16 protein-coding genes are annotated in these 18,037 nt (G+C 64.9%); 3 read left to right on the top strand and 13 right to left on the bottom strand.

Annotated elements, in window-relative coordinates; translation table 11 throughout:
• Nucleotides 1–9 precede the first annotated feature (9 nt).
• Both ACT6UX_RS07780 and ACT6UX_RS07775 read left to right on the top strand, forming a co-directional pair.
• Nucleotides 10–3,123 carry an efflux RND transporter permease subunit gene (locus ACT6UX_RS07780; RefSeq protein ID WP_444774572.1) on the top strand — a complete coding sequence of 1,038 codons (3,114 nt, stop codon included), beginning with the start codon at nucleotides 10–12 and terminating at the stop codon, nucleotides 3,121–3,123.
• Nucleotides 3,124–3,178: 55 nt separating this feature from the next.
• Nucleotides 3,179–4,357, top strand: a complete 1,179-nt coding sequence (locus tag ACT6UX_RS07775; RefSeq protein ID WP_444774571.1) for a GNAT family N-acetyltransferase — start codon at nucleotides 3,179–3,181, stop codon at nucleotides 4,355–4,357.
• A 16-nt stretch (nucleotides 4,358–4,373) separates the two neighbouring features.
• Here the strand turns inward: ACT6UX_RS07775 and ACT6UX_RS07770 are convergent, their stop codons facing one another.
• From ACT6UX_RS07770 to ACT6UX_RS07755, 4 genes are all read right to left on the bottom strand, one after another.
• Nucleotides 4,374–4,547, bottom strand: a complete 174-nt coding sequence (locus ACT6UX_RS07770) for a hypothetical protein (RefSeq protein WP_444774570.1) — start codon at nucleotides 4,545–4,547, stop codon at nucleotides 4,374–4,376.
• Entirely contained in the window at nucleotides 4,547–6,868 is a 2,322-nt protein-coding gene (clpA, locus tag ACT6UX_RS07765) for an ATP-dependent Clp protease ATP-binding subunit ClpA (protein WP_444774569.1), read from the bottom strand. Before clpA ends, ACT6UX_RS07770 begins: the two co-directional genes overlap by 1 nt.
• Nucleotides 6,869–6,910: 42 nt before the next feature.
• Entirely contained in the window at nucleotides 6,911–7,324 is a 414-nt protein-coding gene (gene clpS, locus ACT6UX_RS07760; RefSeq protein ID WP_444774568.1) for an ATP-dependent Clp protease adapter ClpS, read from the bottom strand.
• Between the two features lie 63 nt (nucleotides 7,325–7,387).
• On the bottom strand, nucleotides 7,388–8,107 hold the full coding sequence (locus ACT6UX_RS07755; RefSeq protein ID WP_444774567.1) for a hypothetical protein: 720 nt from the start codon (nucleotides 8,105–8,107) through the stop codon (nucleotides 7,388–7,390).
• 162 nt (nucleotides 8,108–8,269) lie between these two features.
• Between ACT6UX_RS07755 and ACT6UX_RS07750 the strand changes: the two genes are divergently transcribed.
• Nucleotides 8,270–9,700 carry a D-alanyl-D-alanine carboxypeptidase family protein gene (locus tag ACT6UX_RS07750; protein ID WP_444774566.1) on the top strand — a complete coding sequence of 477 codons (1,431 nt, stop codon included), beginning with the start codon at nucleotides 8,270–8,272 and terminating at the stop codon, nucleotides 9,698–9,700.
• Here ACT6UX_RS07750 and ACT6UX_RS07745 read toward each other — a convergent pair.
• The 9 genes from ACT6UX_RS07745 to fabG all read right to left on the bottom strand — a co-directional run bounded on the left by ACT6UX_RS07745 (nucleotide 9,669) and on the right by fabG (nucleotide 18,030).
• A complete protein-coding gene (locus ACT6UX_RS07745) occupies nucleotides 9,669–10,103 on the bottom strand; it encodes a gamma-glutamylcyclotransferase family protein (RefSeq protein WP_444774565.1) in 435 nt (144 codons plus the stop codon). The two genes, ACT6UX_RS07750 and ACT6UX_RS07745, sit on opposite strands and share 32 nt — an antisense overlap.
• Nucleotides 10,103–11,506, bottom strand: a complete 1,404-nt coding sequence (gene pgmG / locus ACT6UX_RS07740; RefSeq protein ID WP_444774564.1) for a phosphoglucomutase/phosphomannomutase PgmG — start codon at nucleotides 11,504–11,506, stop codon at nucleotides 10,103–10,105. Before pgmG ends, ACT6UX_RS07745 begins: the two co-directional genes overlap by 1 nt.
• Nucleotides 11,507–11,539: 33 nt before the next feature.
• A complete protein-coding gene (locus tag ACT6UX_RS07735; RefSeq protein ID WP_444774563.1) occupies nucleotides 11,540–12,856 on the bottom strand; it encodes a UDP-glucose dehydrogenase family protein in 1,317 nt (438 codons plus the stop codon).
• Nucleotides 12,857–12,860: 4 nt separating this feature from the next.
• On the bottom strand, nucleotides 12,861–13,736 hold the full coding sequence (galU, locus tag ACT6UX_RS07730; RefSeq protein WP_444774562.1) for a UTP--glucose-1-phosphate uridylyltransferase GalU: 876 nt from the start codon (nucleotides 13,734–13,736) through the stop codon (nucleotides 12,861–12,863).
• 111 nt (nucleotides 13,737–13,847) lie between these two features.
• Nucleotides 13,848–14,561, bottom strand: coding sequence for a hypothetical protein (locus ACT6UX_RS07725; RefSeq protein WP_444774561.1), 714 nt, complete (start codon nucleotides 14,559–14,561; stop codon nucleotides 13,848–13,850).
• A gap of 1 nt (nucleotide 14,562) precedes the next feature.
• Nucleotides 14,563–15,603: an endolytic transglycosylase MltG gene (mltG, locus tag ACT6UX_RS07720; protein ID WP_444774560.1), complete on the bottom strand. Its 1,041-nt coding sequence runs from the start codon at nucleotides 15,601–15,603 to the stop codon at nucleotides 14,563–14,565.
• Nucleotides 15,604–15,625: 22 nt separating this feature from the next.
• Nucleotides 15,626–16,882, bottom strand: coding sequence for a beta-ketoacyl-ACP synthase II (gene fabF / locus ACT6UX_RS07715; protein ID WP_444774559.1), 1,257 nt, complete (start codon nucleotides 16,880–16,882; stop codon nucleotides 15,626–15,628).
• Between the two features lie 34 nt (nucleotides 16,883–16,916).
• On the bottom strand, nucleotides 16,917–17,156 hold the full coding sequence (locus ACT6UX_RS07710) for an acyl carrier protein (protein WP_295135853.1): 240 nt from the start codon (nucleotides 17,154–17,156) through the stop codon (nucleotides 16,917–16,919).
• Nucleotides 17,157–17,289: 133 nt separating this feature from the next.
• A complete protein-coding gene (gene fabG, locus ACT6UX_RS07705; RefSeq protein WP_444774558.1) occupies nucleotides 17,290–18,030 on the bottom strand; it encodes a 3-oxoacyl-[acyl-carrier-protein] reductase in 741 nt (246 codons plus the stop codon).
• Nucleotides 18,031–18,037: the final 7 nt, after the last annotated feature.

Genomic DNA, 18,037 nt, shown 5'->3' with positions numbered 1-18,037 from the left:
AGACCGGCCGTGAAGCTCACCCAGATCGCGGTCGACAATCCCGTCTTCGCCACCATGATGATGGTGGCGTTGCTCGTGATGGGCCTGTTCTCCTACCGCCAGCTCGGCATCGACCAGTTCCCCAACGTCGACTTTCCCATCGTCGTGGTCACCACCGACTATCCCGGCGCGTCGCCGGAGACGGTCGAGAGCGAGATCAGCCGCAAGATCGAGGAATCGGTCAACGCCATCGCCGGCCTCAAGACGCTCACCTCGCGTTCGCTCGAAGGCAAGTCGATCGTCATCGCCGAGTTCGAACTGTCGGTCCCCTCGGCGGTCGCCATGCAGGATGTCCGCGAGAAGGTCCAGATGGTCCGGGCGTCCTTCCGGCCGGAGATCAAGGAGCCGCTGATCCAGCGCTTCAATCCGGACGACCAGCCGATCGTGTCGATCGCGGTGCGGTCCGACGTTCGCTCAGTACGGGACCTCACGACCCTCGCCGACCAGATCATCATCAAGCGTCTGCAGACCGTGCGCGACGTCGGCCGCGCCACCATCGCCGGCGGCCTCAAGCGCCAGATCAACATCGAACTCGATCCCGGCCGCATGCATGCGCTCCGTGTCGGCGTGAACGACATCATGCGGGCGATCAAGGACGAGAATCAGAACTTTCCCGCCGGCAACGTCCAGCGCGGCAACGACGACCGCGTGATCGAAGTCACCGGCCGCGTCGTCGATCCGGGCGACTTCGCCGACCTGATCGTCGCCCGGCGCGGCCAGGCGCCGGTCTATCTCCGCCAGGTCGCCACTGTGGTCGACGGCCAGCAGGAGCTGGAGAACGTCGCCACCCTGAACGGCGAGCGGGCACTCGCCATCGACGTGGTGAAGACCCAGGGCTCCAATACGATCGAGGTGGCCCGCGGCGTGCGCCGCGCCGTTGCCGAACTCCAGTCCTCCCTGCCCTCCGACGTGAAGCTCGAGATCGTGCGCGATAGCTCGCGCGGCATCCAGAACTCGGTCGACAACGTCCAACAGACCATGGTCGAAGGTGGCCTGCTCACGATCGCCATCGTCTTTCTGTTCCTGCACTCGTGGCGCAGTACCGTCATCACCGGCCTCGCCCTGCCGATCTCGGTGTTCGGCGCCTTCATGGTGATGGCCGCCTTCGGCTTCACCCTGAACGTGCTGACGCTGATGGCGCTCAGTCTCGCCATCGGCATCCTGATCGACGATGCGATCGTGGTGCGCGAGAACATCATGCGCCATATCGGCTTCGGCAAGACCCACCGCCAGGCCGCGATCGACGGGACCAACGAAATCGGCCTCGCCGTGCTCGCCACCACCTTCTGCATCGTGGCGGTGTTCCTGCCCGTGGCTTTCATGGGCGGCATCATCGGCCGCTTCTTCTTCCAGTTCGGCGTCATGGTCTCGGCGGCCGTGCTGATCTCCCTGTTCGTGTCCTTCACCCTCGACCCGATGCTGTCATCGGTCTGGTACGACCCGCAGGCCCACGCCAACGGCCGCTTCGCCCGCATCGTCAACGGGTCACAGGAAAAGGCCAACGCCGTCTATCGCGTCGTGCTCGCCTGGGCGCTTCGCTGGCCCAAGACCACTCTTCTGATCGCCCTTGCGACCTTCGTCGGCAGCTTCGCGCTGCCGAAATACATCGGCTTCGAGTTCGTGCCGCAGGCGGACCTGGGCGAGCAGGTCGTCAGCATCGAGACGCCGGTCGGCTCGTCGCTGGAATACACCGAAGCCAAGTTGCGGCAGGTCGATGCGGCGCTGCGCGAGTTTCCCGAGATCGACTACACCTACGGCACGGTCAATACCGGCTACGCCAATGGCAAGAACCAGGCGAGCCTCTATCTCAAGCTGAAGCCGTTGAAGGACCGCAAGCGCTCGCCCGAGCAGCTCGCCCAGCCGATCCGCGAACGGCTGGCCAGCATCCCGGGCATTCTGGTCTCCATCAACATTCCCGGCGGGCCGGGCGGCGGCGTCCAGAAGCAGCTTCAGCTCTCGCTGCAGGGGCCCGACACCAACGTACTCGACACGATCTCGCAGGACGTGATGAAGCGGGCCGCCGGCATTCGCGGCCTGGTCGATCTCGACCGCAATCTCAAGGCCGCCAAGCCGATCCTGTCGGTCCGCCTGCGCCGCGATGCGGCTTCCGACCTCGGCCTGGGAACCGCCGCGGTCGCCCAGTCGCTGCGGCCGCTCTTCGCCGGCGACGAGACCAGCCTGTGGCGGGCACCCGATGGCGAGAACTACATGGTCATGGTCCGCCTGCCGACCGACGACCGCACCGGCATCGCCGACCTGCACCGCGTCTGGTTCACCGCCGGTACAGAGCCCAACGGGCTGCCGCGCATGGTCCACATCGCTCAGGTCGCCGACGTCGTGACCGATGTCGGGGCCTCGCAGATCAACCGGCGCGACCTCAACCGCGAGGTCCAGATCACGGCCAACGTCCACGGCCGCTCGGCGGGCGAGGTCTCCAGCGACCTGCAGAAGATTCTGACCGAGATCAAGCTGCCGCCCGGCTACCGCTTCGTGTTCGGCGGCTCGACCAAGGACATGGCGGAAAGCGCCGCCTACGCCGGCCAGGCGCTGCTGATGGCGGTCATCCTGATCTACCTCATCCTGGCCTCGCAGTTCGGCAGCTTCCTCCAGCCGATCGCGATCATGATGTCCTTGCCGATGTCGCTGATCGGCGTGTTCCTCGGCCTTCTGGTGGCCGGCACGACGCTGAACATCTTCTCGGCGATCGGCTTCATCATGCTGATGGGCCTCGTCACCAAGAACGCCATCCTGCTGGTCGACTTCTTCAACCAGGCCCGCGAGCGCGGGACGCCGGTCAACGAGGCCCTGCTCGAGGCCGGCTCGATCCGCCTGCGGCCCATCCTGATGACCACGCTCGCCATGGTGTTCGGCATGCTCCCGCTGGCGCTGGGACTGGGCGAAGGCGCCACGCAGCGCGCGCCGATGGCGCACGCCGTGATCGGCGGCCTGATCAGCTCGACCTTGCTGACCCTGGTCGTCGTGCCGGTGATGCTGATCTATATCGAGCGTCTGAGCCTGTGGGCGACCCGCCGCTTCAGTCGCTCGGCGGACGAGATGGCCCGCGAACACAAGCCTGCCGAGTAGAATCAGCGGCAACGATTGGCCATCGTGCTGGCACGATTCGCGCTATGCTGCCCCCATGCCGGATGATGCCCCGACGATCGGCCTGCGCATCGTCGATTCGCTCGCAGCGATCGACGCCACGCAATGGGATGCCTGCGCGCTCGCGCCGGGATCCGCTGGCAACCCGTTCCTGAGTTATCGCTTCCTCAAGGCGCTGGAGGACTCGAAATCGGTCGGGCGCCGCACCGGCTGGCAGCCCCAGTATCTGCTGGCCGAATCGGACGACGGGACGCTCCAGGGCGCCGCCCCGCTCTACATGAAGAGCCATTCCCAAGGCGAGTATGTGTTCGACCATGGCTGGGCCCAGGCGCTGGAACGCGCGGGCGGCCGCTACTATCCCAAGCTCCAGGTCGCCGTGCCCTTCACGCCGGTCCCCGGACCGCGCCTCTTTGCCCGCCCCGGGCCCCTCGCGGACGGCGTTCGCGATGCCCTGATCGACATGCTGGCCAAGATCGCCGGCGACAACAACATCAGCTCGGTCCACGCTACCTTCTGCACCGAAGAAGAGTGGAAGCGGTTCGGCGAACGGGGCTGGCTGCTAAGGCTCGGGCAGCAGTATCATTGGAGCAACGACGGTTACCGGAACTTCGACGATTTCCTGGCCGCGCTTTCCTCGCGCAAGCGCAAGGCGATCCGCAAGGAACGCGACACCGTGCGGCGCGAAGGCCTCGTCATCCACACGCTGAGCGGAGATGACATCCGGGCCGAGCACTGGGATGCCTTCTTCGCCTTCTACATGGATACCGGCGGCCGCAAGTGGGGCACGCCCTACCTGACCCGCGCCTTCTTCGACATCCTCGGCAAGACCATGGCCGACAAGGTCGTGCTGGTCCTGGCCGAGGCCGATGGCCAGGCCGTCGGCGGCGCGCTCAACCTCAAGGGCGACGACACGCTCTACGGGCGCTACTGGGGCTGCCTCGAAAGCCACGCCTTCCTGCATTTCGAGGCCTGCTACTACCAGGCCATCGACTATGCGATCGCCCATGGTCTGGCCCGGGTCGAGGCCGGAGCGCAGGGCGACCACAAGATCCAGCGCGGCTATCTGCCCGTGCCGACCTACTCCGCCCACTGGATCGTCGATCCGAATTTCCGTCGCGCCGTCGACGACTATCTCAAGCGCGAACGCATCGCCGTGCAGCAGGAGATCGAAGGGCTGATGCAGTATTCGCCGTTCCGGAAAGAGAACGAGGCCTGACGGCCTACCTGATGGCCTACTTGGCCATCAGGACGCCGAAGAAGAAAACGACGAAGAAGACGAGTTGCACGGTGAGCCCGAGCGGCGCCTGCCAGCCGATCTTCTCGACGATGAACAGGACCACCCAGAACACCGCGGTGGCGAGCACCGCGGCGCGTAAGGCGATCCAGAGAGGCTTGAACGCACTCACTATTCGGCGAGCACCGGTTCCTGGCTGGCCGGAGGCAGTGCGCCCCGCTCAGGCGGCAGGAAGGTGAAGACGAGCTTGCCCGTCTCGCCCGGCCCGTCGGCATCGACCCGGACCGTACCGCCGTCGGAGAGCTTGCCGAACAGCACCTCCTCCGCCAGCGGCTTCTTCACATATTCCTGGATCACACGGGCCAGCGGCCGGGCGCCGAACAGCTTGTCGTAGCCCTTTTCCGCCAGCCAGCGGCGCGCACCGTCAGTGAGTTCGATGAAGACCTTGCGGTCGGCGAGCTGGACCTCGAGCTCGGCCACGAACTTGTCCACCACCTTGCCCATCGATTCCGGGCCGAGATTGGCAAACTTGATGATCGCATCCAGGCGGTTGCGGAACTCCGGGGCGAACATGCGATTGATCGCCTCGTTGTCCTCGTCGTGCCGCTGCTCACGGCCAAAGCCCAGCGCGGGCTTGGCGATGTCGGCGGCGCCGGCGTTGGTCGTCATGCAGAGGATGACGTTGCGGAAGTCCACGGTGCGGCCGTTATGGTCGGTGAGCTTGCCGTAGTCCATCACCTGCAGCAGGACGTTGAAGACGTCCGGATGCGCCTTCTCGATCTCGTCGAACAGCACGACGCAATGCGGATGCTGGTTCACCTTGTCGGTGAGCAGGCCGCCCTGGTCGAAGCCGACATAGCCCGGCGGAGCGCCGATCAGGCGCGAGACGCTGTGCCGTTCCATGTATTCCGACATGTCAAAGCGGACGACCTCGAGGCCGAGCAGACGCGCCAGCTGGCGAGTCACCTCGGTCTTGCCGACACCGGTCGGGCCGGCCAGCAGGTAGCTGCCGATCGGCTTCTCCGGCGAGCGAAGTCCCGCGCGGGCGAGTTTGATCGACGCCGCCAGCTGGTTGATCGCATGATCCTGCCCGAATACGACCGTCTTCAGGTCGCGGTCGATGGTGCGCAGCATCTCGGTGTCGTCCTTGGAGACCGACTTCGGCGGGATGCGGGCGATCTTGGCCACCACCTCCTCGATGTCGGCCACGTCGATCGTGGTCTTGCGGTCTCCCGGCGCTCGCAGCATCTGGGCGGCGCCGACCTCGTCGATCACGTCGATCGCCTTGTCCGGGAGCTTGCGGTCATGGATGTAGCGCGCCGACAGCTCGACGGCCGCCTTGATCGCGTCGTCGGTGAAGCTGACGTGATGGTGCTTCTCGTATACGGGCTTGAGACCGCGCATGATCTCGACCGCGTCGCTGATCGTGGGCTCCGGCACGTCGATCTTCTGGAAGCGGCGGACCAGCGCGCGATCCTTTTCGAAGTAGTTGCGGTACTCCTTGTACGTCGTCGAGCCGATGCAGCGCAGTTCACCCGACTGCAGCGAGGGCTTCAGCAGGTTCGACGCGTCCATCGAGCCGCCCGACGTCGCGCCGGCGCCGATGATCGTGTGGATCTCGTCGATGAAAAGGACCGAGTTCGGCTTCTTCTTGAGTTCGGTCAGGACGGCCTTCAGACGCTCCTCGAAGTCGCCGCGATAGCGCGTGCCGGCCAGAAGGGCGCCCATGTCGAGCGAGTAGATGATCGACTCCTTCAGGACCTCCGGCACCTCTCCGTCGACGATCTTGCGGGCAAGTCCCTCGGCGATCGCGGTCTTTCCAACGCCCGGCTCACCCACATAGAGCGGATTGTTCTTGGTACGGCGGCACAAGACCTGAATCGTACGCTCGACCTCGTGCTCGCGGCCGATCAAGGGATCGACGCGCCCTTCCCGGGCCTTCTGGTTGAGGTCCACGCAATAAGTCGCGAGCGCCTCGTTGCCCTGCTTGGGCGCGGCGTCGCCACCCGCCTCCTCTTCCGAACCGCTGACGCGGCGCGTGCGGGCGCGGCCGGGCACCTTGGCCTTGCCGTGACTGATGTAGTCGACCGCGTCGAGGCGCGTCATGCCCTGGTTCTCGAGGAAGGACACGGCATGGCTGTCGCGTTCGGAGAACAGGGCGACCAGCACATTGGCACCCGTCACCTCGTTGCGCCCCGAGGACTGCACATGCACGGCGGCACGCTGGACGACGCGCTGAAAACCCGCGGTGGGCAGCGGCTCGCTGCCGCTCTGCGTGATGATGCCCTTCAGGCGGTTGTCGACGAAGGTCTCGAGATCGTGCCTCAGCCGGTCGATATCGACCCCGCACGCCTTGAGAACGGGCGTGGCGTCCTCGTCCTCCGTCATGGACAACAGCAAATGCTCGAGCGTCGCATATTCATGGCGGCGCTCGCCTGCGAGCCCGAAGGCGCGATGCAGGGACTTCTCGAGGTTCTTGGACAGCATGGACATCGAACCACCTCGACTGGAAAAACGAACTACTCTTGGCCGTCGTTACTCTTTCTCCAACGTGCACTGGAGAGGGTGCTGATTCTTGCGCGCATAGTCCACCGTCTGCGTCACCTTGGTTTCGGCGATCTCGTAGGTGTAGACACCGCAGACCCCTACGCCCTTCTGATGGACGTGCAGCATGACCTCGGTCGCTTCTTCGCGATTCTTCTGGAAGATGTTCTGCAGAACGTCGACCACGAACTCCATCGGGGTGTAGTCGTCGTTAAGCATCAGGACCTTGTACATCGAAGGCTTCTTCGTGCGCGTCCGCGTAAGCGTCAACGCGCCGGTGCGGCCATCGTCCCCTTCGCCATCGTCCCGACGGGGCGGTTGCTGGGGTGGGCCACCGGGCGGCTGTTGAGGGGGCTCGCCAGCCCCGCCGAGCTGCCATTCGCCTGCGCTACGCAGAAAATCCATCGTCGTCGTCACGCTCCAAAAACAAGCCACCCGTGAATTATATAGGTAGCGTTACGGATTCCGCTACCTCGGCCGGAGACCGTCCTTTCCCACCACCAGCATCCAGCGGTCGGCGCGGGCGCGGTGAAGCGGCGCGTTCCAGTCGCGGCGCAATTCCGCCGGTTCCAGCTTGCGGGGCGGATTGACCGGAATCGGGACCTTGTCCCACGAAAACAGCTTGGCCGAGAATTTCACGTTCGCGAAGCCGTCGGTCGGATAGTGGTAGGCCTGAAAGCCCCAGACACCATTCCGGCAGGAGGCGACGGTCCACCAGAAGTCGTTGTCGGGCAGGCGCATTCCGTCCTTGGGAGGGCCGAAGGCGCGGCTCTCTTCGAGAAGCGTCATGAGTTCGCGCGTCTCGTCGACGGTCAGGATGCGCTGACCGCCCTTCATGCTCCACGGCGCAAATATGTCCTTGGGGTTCGAGATGAGCATGTTGGTGATGCCGGTCGTGACATTGCCCTGCCCTTCCAGCACGCCGATGTTCATTCCCGCCACACCGTCGGGCTGCAGATAGATGTCGTAGGCGCGGACCTGCTCCTCCCAGAGGGCATTGTAGATGAGTCTGAGATGGCTTCGCCCGCCCGGCACGCAGGCGGCGCGGATGTCATTGGCCGCAACGAAGTCGAACCAATGGAAACTGCGCACGACCGGCAATTCGACATTGCGGTCCGGCCGCTGAGCAAGAGCGGGCGTCGCCGAAACCGCGGTCAGGACTCCCAGCGCCAGTAAAAGTGCCTTCATCGCGTCTCCTAACGAGGGAATTGCATAATCCGAACCAACTGGGGCAGCAGAGCGGCACGACCTAAGTTGCACAGCCTCCCAAACTTTAGTAAAGTTCCAGCAATTGCTCATAAGCGGTTGGATGAGCACAAGAATTCTGATTTCGCGTGTGGCGTATTCGCAATGACTTTTCCCCTCAGGCGAATGGCGGTCGGCATTTCTTGGCTCGCCGTCAGCATTCTTTTCCTAGGTGCCGCGCTCGCGCCGTCGCCGGTTGACGCGCAGACGCAAGCGAAGTCGGTCAAGCGGGCCGCCCCGCCCGCGAAGGCGCGCGCGAAAGCCCCCTCGCGCAACACCTCGTCCTCATGGGTTGCCAATCCTGGTGTCACGGCCAAGGAATCCTATCTGATCGTCGACGCAACCAGCGGCCGCGAGCTTGCTGCGGATCGCGCGGACGAGCTTCGTCATCCAGCCTCGCTGACCAAGCTGATGACGATCTACCTTACCTTCTCGGCCCTGGATTCGGGCCGCCTGTCCCTCGGCGACGCCTTGCCGGTGTCCGTCAACGCCCTGAACGCGCCTCCCACGAAGATGGGCATGTCGCCCGGCGGGACGGTGAACGTGCGCGACGCGACGATGGCGCTGGTCACCCGCTCGGCCAACGACGCCGCCGTCCTTCTGGCAGAAGGTCTCGCCGGCAGCGAGGAAGCCTTCGCCCGGCTCATGACGCAGAAGGCGCGCCAGCTTGGCATGAGTTCGACAGTGTTCCGGAATGCCTCGGGCCTGCCCAACAGTGAGCAGGTTACCACCGCCCGGGATCTGGCGAAGCTCGCCAACGCGCTGTTGCGCGACTACCCGCACTACTATGCGATCTTCTCGGTGCAGAGCTACTCCTACCGCGGCCGCTCCCTCGAGAACCACAACCGCATGCTCGGCAACTACGACGGCGCCGACGGATTGAAGACCGGCTACACCAACGCTTCGGGCTTCAACCTCGTGATGTCGGCGGTGCGCGACAACCGGCGCCTGATCGGCGTCGTCATGGGCGGCACCAGCGCCGCCCAGCGCGACCGCACGATGGCCGCCCTCATGGATCGTGGCTTCGCCCTGGCGCAGGCCATGCAGCTTTCTGCCTGGACCTCGGTCCGCAAGCCGCCGTCGGCACGCTACACCGCCGCCCAGTTCGATCCCGGCGCCAGCTTCGCCGAGGCGTATCGGCCGCCGGCAACCCCCTCGAAGCAGGTCAGCCCAAAATATGCGGGATTCGTCCCGCCCGCCCCGGCGACACCGGCTGCCCCCGCCGCCTTCACCGCCGCCCCGCCCGCCGCCGCGGACACGCCCGCACTTGGCAGCTGGGTGATCCAGGTCGGATCCTTTAGCGAGCCGCAAGCGGCCCAGGCCGCCCTGGAACGCGCGACGGCCGCCCTTCCCGATGCGCGTTCGGCGTCGGCGATCGTCGACGAGGTTCAGATGGCGAACCGCGTCTTCCATCGCGCGCGGCTCATCAACCTGTCGCAGGACCAGGCGGTCGAGGGCTGCAAGCGGCTCGAGAAGCGCAAGGTCTATTGCGCGGCGCTCCAGGTCACGGCCTGGAATACGCCGGGTGCACGCTGAGCGCTTTCCTCAGTCGATCGATGAACGACCGCTTGTGACGGCGCTGCCAAAGCGCCAGGTCCCACAATTCGGGACTGGGTATCAGACGCGACTGGATGGGCTCGAAGACAGAAACTTCGGTAATCTGCCCCTGTAGTTTCACCCGCAGCGGTGCAATCCGGTAACCGGGCCCCTCGTAGGCTGCAAGGTGTGCGATATCCCGGTCGCTGAGGCCGCCCACGACCGCACCCGACACCTCGCCACATGGATCTGCGATGACGATGGGATAGGTGGCGCCCTGCACGCGCCGTCGTTCGTGCCCCTGCAGGCTTGCCGCCACATAGGCCTGAGGCGGCAACCGCCGCCCCAGAACCAAGGCCGTCACGTCGCGATCGAGCAACGTGCCGTAGAAGAAGAAGCGCATCAGTGATGGCCGGACGAGGCGTCGTCCGGGAGTTCCACGCCGCACGCCGCCAAGGCGGCCTTGAGGTCGGCCATCAAGCGCTCGAGGCCGGCATCGTCCGCCGCCTCGCAACGCGCGACCAGAACGGGCTGGGTGTTCGAGGCACGCAGGAGCCACCACCCGTCTTTGGTGCTGACCCTCACGCCGTCGATGTCGGAGAATGTAGCACCCTCCTTCTGCAGGCGCGCCTTGACCTTCTCCACGACCCCGAATTTCTGGTCGTCGGGACAATCGAAGCGCAGTTCGGGCGTATTGACCGGTTGCGGAAGCCCATCGCGCATCTCCGCGAGGCTCTCCTTGGCATTCGCCACGATGTTGAGGAGCCGCAGTCCGCAGTAAAGTGCGTCGTCGAAGCCGTAGAAAGTGTCGGCGAAGAACACGTGCCCGCTCATCTCGCCGGCGAGCGGCGCGCCGATCTCCGCCATCTTGCTCTTGATCAGCGAGTGTCCGGTCTTGAACATCAGCGGCTTGCCGCCGGCCTTGGCGATCTCGTCGAACAGGACCTGACTCGCCTTCACGTCGGCGATGATGGTGGCACCGGGATGGTTCTTGAGGACGTCGCGCGACCACAGGACCAGGAGCTGGTCGCCCCACAGGATGCGGCCCTGCCCGTCCACGGCCCCGATCCGGTCTCCGTCGCCATCGAAGGCGATGCCCAGGTCGCAGCCCCGCGCCTTCACCTCGGCGATGAGTTGCTCCAGGTTCTTCGGTACGGTGGGGTCCGGATGATGCGCCGGGAAGGTGCCGTCGACCTTCTCGTTCAGCACGAAATGTTCGCCTTCGAGCTTGTCGACGACCGACCGGATCGAGACTCCGACCGCTCCGTTGCCGGTATCCCAGGCGACCTTGAGCTTCCTGCCCGGCTTGACGTCCCGCAGGAGTCGCGCGGCATAGTCGGCCAGAATCGCCCGCCTCTCGACCTTGCCCTGCCCCGTTTCCCAGTCGGCCTTCCCCGCCATCTCGCCGAGCTTCTGGATGTCGGCACCGAAGAAGGACTTCTTGCCCATCATCATCTTGAAGCCGTTGTAATCCGGCGGGTTGTGCGATCCCGTGATCTGGATCCCGCCATCGGCCTCGAGATGATAGACCGCGAAGTAGAGCATCGGCGTCGCGGCGAGACCGATGTCGATCACATCGATGCCTGCGGCAGTCAGGCCTTCGATGCAGGCGGCTGCGAGTTCGGGAGAACTCAGCCTTCCGTCGTAGCCCAGCGCCATGCGCTTGCCGCCCTTGCGGCGGACGAGCGTGCCCAGAGTGCGTCCGATTGCCCGCGCGTCCGCGGCATGGACCGTCCCGCCCACGATGCCGCGGATATCGTATTCACGCAGGATGCTCGGATCGAACTTGTGCGCCATCTGGCTCATGCAATGGACTCCGGAAAGGTGCCGTCAGGGTACTCAGGCTTGTGTGGCTGGCCGGCCGATACTGTCATAGGAAAATCCCAGCGAGCGCATCTCAGCCGGATCGAAGATGTTGCGCAGGTCGACGATACGCGGCTCGCGCATGGCTTCCTTGATACGACGCGGATCGAGGCCACGGAACTCGTGCCATTCGGTGATGACCACCAGTACGTCGGCCCCCGCCGCCGCCTCGTAGGCATTTTCGGCGAAGATCACATCCTTCATGAGACGTGCCGCTTCGACCATGCCCTCGGGATCGAAGGCGATGATCTTGCCGCCTGCGGCCTGCAGGGCGGGCACGATGTCGAGCGACGGCGCGTCACGCATGTCGTCGGTGTTTGCCTTGAACGTGAGGCCCAGCACGCCGACGGTCAGACCCGCGATCGAACCGCCGCAGAAGTCGATGACCTTCTGCGCCATCTTCTTCTTTCGGCTGTTGTTCACCTGGATGACCTGCTCGACGAGCGTCTGAGGGGCGTGAGCCTCGCGCGCGGTGTAGGCCAGTGCGAGCGTATCCTTGGGGAAGCAGGAGCCGCCGAAGCCCGGTCCCGGATGCAGGAACTTGCGACCGATGCGGCCATCCAGTCCGATTCCGCGCGCCACGTCATGCACGTCCGCGCCGACCTTCTCGCAGAGATCCGCGATCTCGTTGATGAACGTGATCTTGGTCGCGAGGAAGGCATTGCCCGCGTACTTGGTGACCTCGGCCGTCTCGATGTTGGTGAACACCATGGGGGTCTGGATCAGGTTGAGCGGACGATAGATCATCGACATCACATCCTGCGCGCGCTGGCTTTCGACGCCGATCACGACCCGATCAGGCTTCATGAAGTCTTCGATCGCCGCGCCCTCGCGAAGAAACTCCGGATTGGATGCAACGTCGAACTCCGCGGCGGGCTGCGTTTCCCGAATGATGCGGGCGACCTCGCGGCCGGTGCCGACCGGCACGGTCGACTTGTTCACGACGACCGTGTAGCCGCGGATGGCCTGTGCGATCTCCGCGGCAGCGGCATAGACGTAGGACAGGTCGGCATGACCATCGCCGCGGCGCGTCGGTGTGCCGACGGCGATGAAGACGGCGTCGGCCTCGCCGACCGCGTCGCCCAGTTGGGTGCTGAAGCTGAGACGGCCCGAACGCGTATTGTCCGACACCAGCTTGTCGAGCCCCGGCTCGAAGATCGGGATCTCGCCCCTGCGCAGCCTCTCGATCTTGCTGGCGTCCTTGTCGACGCAGACCACGTCGTGGCCGAAATGAGCGAAGCACGCTCCGGACACCAAGCCAACGTAGCCTGATCCAATCATCGCAATACGCATATGCTCAGCCTCTCACAAATCGACCAAGAAGAGCCCGCGTCTCCGCGGCGGTATCGGCGCGGTGCAGGGCCACGGCGACGTTCGCCTCGAGGAAGCCGAGGCGATTGCCGCAATCGTAGCGCTGGCCAGCATATCGCAGGGCGTGGAACGGTTTATGACCGATCATCTTCGCCATGGCGTCCGTAAGCTGAATTTCCCCGCCGGCCCCCGTCTCGTGCCGGTCGAGATGCTCCAACACTTCGGGCAACAGCACGTAGCGACCGATCAGGGCGAGCGTCGAGGGTGCCTCTTCCGGCTTGGGCTTTTCCACCATCCCGGTGATTTCGGAGAGATTGCCGCGCTCGTTCTTCACCGCAGCGATGCCGTAGCTCTTGGTCTGCTCCCGCGGCACGTCCATGACGGCGACGACGCTGCCCCCCGTCCTCTCGTGGGCCTGCACCAGCTGGCCGATGCAGCTCGGCGTGTCGATCGTCAATTCGTCAGGCAGCAGCACGGCGAACGGCTCGTTGCCGATCCAGTGGCGGGCGCACCACACGGCGTGGCCGAGGCCGAGCGGCTTCTGCTGACGCGTGAAGATGGCGTTGCCGGGCTTGATCGTGGCCTCCTGCGTCTGCTTCAGCTCAGGAGCCTTCTTGCGCTGCTCGAGTGTCGCTTCGAGCTCGTAGGCGTGATCGAAGTGATCTTCCAGCGCGCCCTTGTTCCGACCGGTCACGAAGATGAATTCCTCGATGCCGGCAGCGAGGCACTCTTCGACCGCATACTGGATGAGGGGCCGGTCGACGACGGTCAGCATCTCCTTCGGCATGGCTTTGGTCGCAGGCAGGAATCTCGTTCCCAGGCCGGCGACAGGCAGGACGGCTTTACGAACACGCTGCGCCATGCTTATCGACCTCATCTAGCATCTGGTTTTGTGTATTAGAATCAATGATTTGACAGGATGGTGGCAGAACACGGCTGGTTTGATGCCATGTCGGCGCTCTGCCTGGCAAGATCAACCACCAAGCAGGACGTCCTTGGCGCGGTTGATGCGCGCCGCCAGGTCCGCAGTGCCTCCGACGTCCGGATGCATGCGCTGGATCAGCCGTCGATGGGCGGCGCGGATCTCTTCCGTGGTGGCACCTTCGGTCAGCCCGAGCACGGCCAGCGCCTCCTCCTGCGTCATGTCAGTCCTCGTCCCTCTCGGCGGTGGAGCGTCCCGCGCCGTGCGCCAGTCGGCGCCGAGGCGGCGGTCCAGATAGGCTTCGAGCACTCTCAGCGAATCCGCATCGCGTGCGCACTCCTCCCGCAGTTCCAGAAGCTCGCCCTCCCCGAGCGCGTCGAGCGCCCTCCCGGCAAAGCGGCCCGCCAGGATCGTCCCGCCGACGTCGCCGCTCGCATGATCGATCCAGGCCTGTAGGAAGGTCGTCCTGACCTCCGTCCTCTGGCCGACACCGGGTGAACTGAAACCACCCGAAGGTCGCCGCCGGACCGCTCGAGCGATCAGCGCGGTGATCACGACGCCCGCCAGCCCGAGGAGTTCCGGCATGAGGCCCGGCAGGAAACGCAGGCCGAAAATGAGCAGTCCGCCAATCCCGATGCCCCCGAGAACCATCGTGATCACACGCAAGACGCGCGCCATCGAAGAGGGGTTTGCCCGCAGAAACCAGGAAATGCCCAAAGCGAGGGCCGCGAAAGCAAGGAGCGCCAGAAGGAGCGCCGCCGGCATTCTATTGCCGCGTCGTTGGCGCCTGCGGCGCCGGCGTCTGCGGCTGTGTCTGAGACTGGGACTCCGCCCGCTCGCGCTGGATCTGGCGCCAACGCTCGACGTTGCGATTGTGCTCGGTGAGTGTGAGCGCAAACGCGTGGCCACCCTGTCCGTCGGCCACGAAGAAGAGCGAGCGGTCGCGCGCCGGGTTGGTCGCCGCGACGATCGAGGCGCGCCCGGGATTGCAGATCGGTCCGCGCGGCAGGCCCGTGATCACATAGGTGTTGAACGGCGTGTTCGATTGCAGGTCGGCCCGCGTCAGATCGCGGCCGAGCGGCGCCTTGCCTTCGGTCAGGCCATAGATGGTGGTGGGATCGCTCTCCAGTTTCATGCGGCGGCGCAGCCGGTTGATGAACACTGCAGCCACGCGGGTGCGCTCGGACGGCACCGCCGTCTCCTTCTCGATCAACGATGCCAGGATCAGCGCCTCACGCTTGTTGGCGAGCGGCAGGCCGGCGGCGCGTTTGCGCCACGCCTCGTCGAGCGTCTTCTCCATCGCTTCCTTCATGCGCAGCAGCAGCCCGTCGCGGGTGTCGTCGCGCGAGTAGAAGTAGGTCTCGGGCAGGAGATCGCCCTCTTTCACGTCGAGCGTGATGTCGCCCGAAAGTGCGTCGGTCTTCCGAACCAGTTCCAACACTTCCGGCGTCGTCATGCCCTCGGGAATCGTAAGGCGCCGCTGGACGACCTTGCCCGACTGAAGCAGCTCCACGAGCGACTGCATGGAGGTGTGAGCCGGCACCTCGTACTCGCCCGCCTTGATGGGCTTGGGCGAGGGGTCGATCATCAGCGCCACGCGGAACAGGCGCGGATGGGCAATGACCCCCTCTTCCTGCAGCAGCTTGGACATGGTGGCCGGGCCCGCGCCGCGCGGGATCACGACATTCTTGGTCTGCGGGAGCGGCCCCTGCGCGGTGAGGATGACGTGGCCGACGTAGATCGAGCCGCCCATCAGGGTGACGAACAGCGCGATGAAGAAGAGAACCCAGCGGAAGTAGCTGAGCATGACTCAGCTCCTCAAAAAGAAGTCAGACCGGCCCGACGATCAGGGAAGCGTTGGTGCCGCCGAAGCCGAACGAGTTGCTCAGCGCGTAGCGAACCTTGCGCTGCTTGGCCTGCTTCGGCACGAGATCGATGTCGCAGCCCTCGTCCGGCTCATCGAGATTGAGCGTCGGCGGAACGGCCTGATCGATCAGGGACTTGATGGAGTAGATCGCCTCGATCGCCCCGGCGGCGCCGAGGAGATGGCCGGTGGCCGACTTGGTCGACGACATCGAGAGATTGTGCACGTCCTGACCGAATGCGCGCTTCACGGCGCCCAGTTCGATCACGTCGGCCATCGTGGATGTGCCGTGCGCGTTCACATAGTCGATCTGGTCGGTGCCGAGATTGGCCCGCTTCAGCGCCGCCTTCATGGCGCGAAACGCACCATCGCCATCCTCGGACGGAGCGGTGATGTGATAGGCGTCGCCCGACAGGCCGTAGCCCAGAATCTCGGCATAAATTTTGGCGCCGCGCTTCTTGGCGTGCTCGTATTCTTCGAGCACGACGCAGCCGGCACCCTCGCCCATCACAAAGCCGTCGCGCCGCTTGTCCCAGGGACGCGAGGCCTCAGTCGGCGTATCGTTGAAGTCGGTCGACAGCGCCTTGCAGGCATTGAAGCCCGCGATGCCGATCCGGCAGATCGCGGCTTCGGCGCCGCCGGCCACCATGACGTCGGCGTCCTCGTACTGGATCAGCCGGGCCGCATCGCCGATCGCGTGCGCGCCGGTCGCACAGGCCGTGACGACGGCGTGGTTGGGGCCCCTGAAGCCATACTTGATCGAGACCTGCCCCGACACGAGGTTGATCAGCGCCGAGGGAATGAAGAACGGGCTGACGCGGCGAGGTCCCCGCTCCTTCAAGATCAGCGACGTCTCGTAGATCGTCTGGAGGCCACCAATGCCGGAGCCGATCATGACGCCGGTCCGGTTGAGACCTTCCTCGTCCTGCGGCATCCACCCGGAATCCTCGACGGCCTGCTGTGCGGCCGCGATTCCGAAGATGATGAACTTGTCGAGCTTCCGCTGTTCCTTGGGCGCAAGGTAATCGTCCACGTTGAAGTGGCCGTTTGCCTTGTCGCCCTGGGGAACCTCACCCGCGATCTTGGTCGCGAGATCCGAAGTGTCGAAAGCCTGGATCGACCGGATGCCGGACTCGGCCGCCATCAGGCGACGCCAGTTCGTGTCGACGCCGTCACCCAACGGCGTCACCATTCCCATGCCGGTTACGACAACACGCCTCATCTTCCGCCTTTCCTCTTTCAGGAACCGGTGAAGATCAGGACTTCGCGGTGCCTTTGATGAAACCGATGGCGTCGCCGACGGTCTGGATCTTCTCCGCCGCGTCGTCGGGAATCTCGATGCCGAATTCTTCCTCGAACGCCATCACCAGCTCGACCGTGTCGAGGCTGTCCGCGCCGAGATCGTCGATGAACTTGGCCTCTTCCTTGACCTGCGCGGCCTCGACGCCGAGATGCTCGACAACGATCTTCTTAACGCGCTCGGCAATATCGCTCATTTCTTGTCCTTCCCGTCTATCCAACAAATTCCGGTCGCCAGGGGGTTGGCGAATGCCGGGCTCTTAACATAGCTCCCGGGCCATTGGCTAGGTCCGAAAAGCCCACAGAATCAGGCACTTGTAAGCCTGTCCCTCAGATCATCGCCATCCCGCCGTTGATGTGCAGCGTCTGACCCGTGACGTAGGCTGCTTCGTCGCTGGCGAGATAGACCACGCCGGCCGCGATCTCTTCGGGCGTCCCCAGCCGGTCGGCAGGCACGCGCCCGAGAATGGCCTTTTTCTGGTCGTCCGTCAGTACGTCGGTCATCGGCGTGGCGATGAAACCGGGTGCCAGGCAGTTCACGGTGATGCCGCGCGACGCCAGCTCCTGCGCCAGCGATTTCGACATGCCGATCAGGCCGGCCTTGGCCGCCGCATAGTTCGCCTGCCCCGGATTGCCGGTGACGCCCACGATGGAGGTGATGTTGATGACCCGGCCGAAGCGCCGCTTCATCATTCCGCGCATCGCCGCACGGGTCAGGCGGAAGGTCCCCGTCAGGTTCACCTGCAGGACCTTCTCCCACTCCTCGTCCTTCATGCGCATCGAGATGTTGTCGCGCGTGATGCCGGCATTGTTCACCAGGATGTCGAGCTTGCCGCCCATGGCGGCTTCCGCCTCCTTGGCCAGGCGATCGATATCGGCCGGATCATCCATGCGGGCTGCGACCACATGCGCGCGTTCGCCGAGCGAGGCCAAGAGCTGCACCAGCGCTACGGCGCGCGTGCCCGACAGGGTCACGGTCGCGCCCTGCTTGTGCAGCGCGCGCGCGATCGCCCCACCGATCCCCCCGGATGCGCCGGTGACGAGAGCTGCCTTGCCGGTCAGATCGAACATGGCACTC

Source organism: Reyranella sp. (assembly GCF_052439685.1).
In the GTDB taxonomy this organism is placed as follows: domain Bacteria; phylum Pseudomonadota; class Alphaproteobacteria; order Reyranellales; family Reyranellaceae; genus Reyranella.
The sequence above is the reverse complement of the archived record's forward strand: the minus strand, read 5'-3'. Positions and strand labels throughout refer to the sequence as shown.

Coding starts and splice junctions, on each gene's coding strand:
- ACT6UX_RS07775 (WP_444774571.1), top strand. CDS start 3,179: ATGCCGGATGATGCCCCGACGATCGGCCTGCGCATCGTCGATTCGCTC.
- clpA (WP_444774569.1), bottom strand. CDS start 6,868: ATGTCCATGCTGTCCAAGAACCTCGAGAAGTCCCTGCATCGCGCCTTC.
- clpS (WP_444774568.1), bottom strand. CDS start 7,324: ATGGATTTTCTGCGTAGCGCAGGCGAATGGCAGCTCGGCGGGGCTGGC.
- ACT6UX_RS07755 (WP_444774567.1), bottom strand. CDS start 8,107: ATGAAGGCACTTTTACTGGCGCTGGGAGTCCTGACCGCGGTTTCGGCG.
- ACT6UX_RS07750 (WP_444774566.1), top strand. CDS start 8,270: ATGACTTTTCCCCTCAGGCGAATGGCGGTCGGCATTTCTTGGCTCGCC.
- ACT6UX_RS07745 (WP_444774565.1), bottom strand. CDS start 10,103: ATGCGCTTCTTCTTCTACGGCACGTTGCTCGATCGCGACGTGACGGCC.
- pgmG (WP_444774564.1), bottom strand. CDS start 11,506: ATGAGCCAGATGGCGCACAAGTTCGATCCGAGCATCCTGCGTGAATAC.
- ACT6UX_RS07735 (WP_444774563.1), bottom strand. CDS start 12,856: ATGCGTATTGCGATGATTGGATCAGGCTACGTTGGCTTGGTGTCCGGA.
- galU (WP_444774562.1), bottom strand. CDS start 13,736: ATGGCGCAGCGTGTTCGTAAAGCCGTCCTGCCTGTCGCCGGCCTGGGA.
- ACT6UX_RS07725 (WP_444774561.1), bottom strand. CDS start 14,561: ATGCCGGCGGCGCTCCTTCTGGCGCTCCTTGCTTTCGCGGCCCTCGCT.
- mltG (WP_444774560.1), bottom strand. CDS start 15,603: ATGCTCAGCTACTTCCGCTGGGTTCTCTTCTTCATCGCGCTGTTCGTC.
- fabF (WP_444774559.1), bottom strand. CDS start 16,882: ATGAGGCGTGTTGTCGTAACCGGCATGGGAATGGTGACGCCGTTGGGT.
- ACT6UX_RS07710 (WP_295135853.1), bottom strand. CDS start 17,156: ATGAGCGATATTGCCGAGCGCGTTAAGAAGATCGTTGTCGAGCATCTC.
- fabG (WP_444774558.1), bottom strand. CDS start 18,030: ATGTTCGATCTGACCGGCAAGGCAGCTCTCGTCACCGGCGCATCCGGG.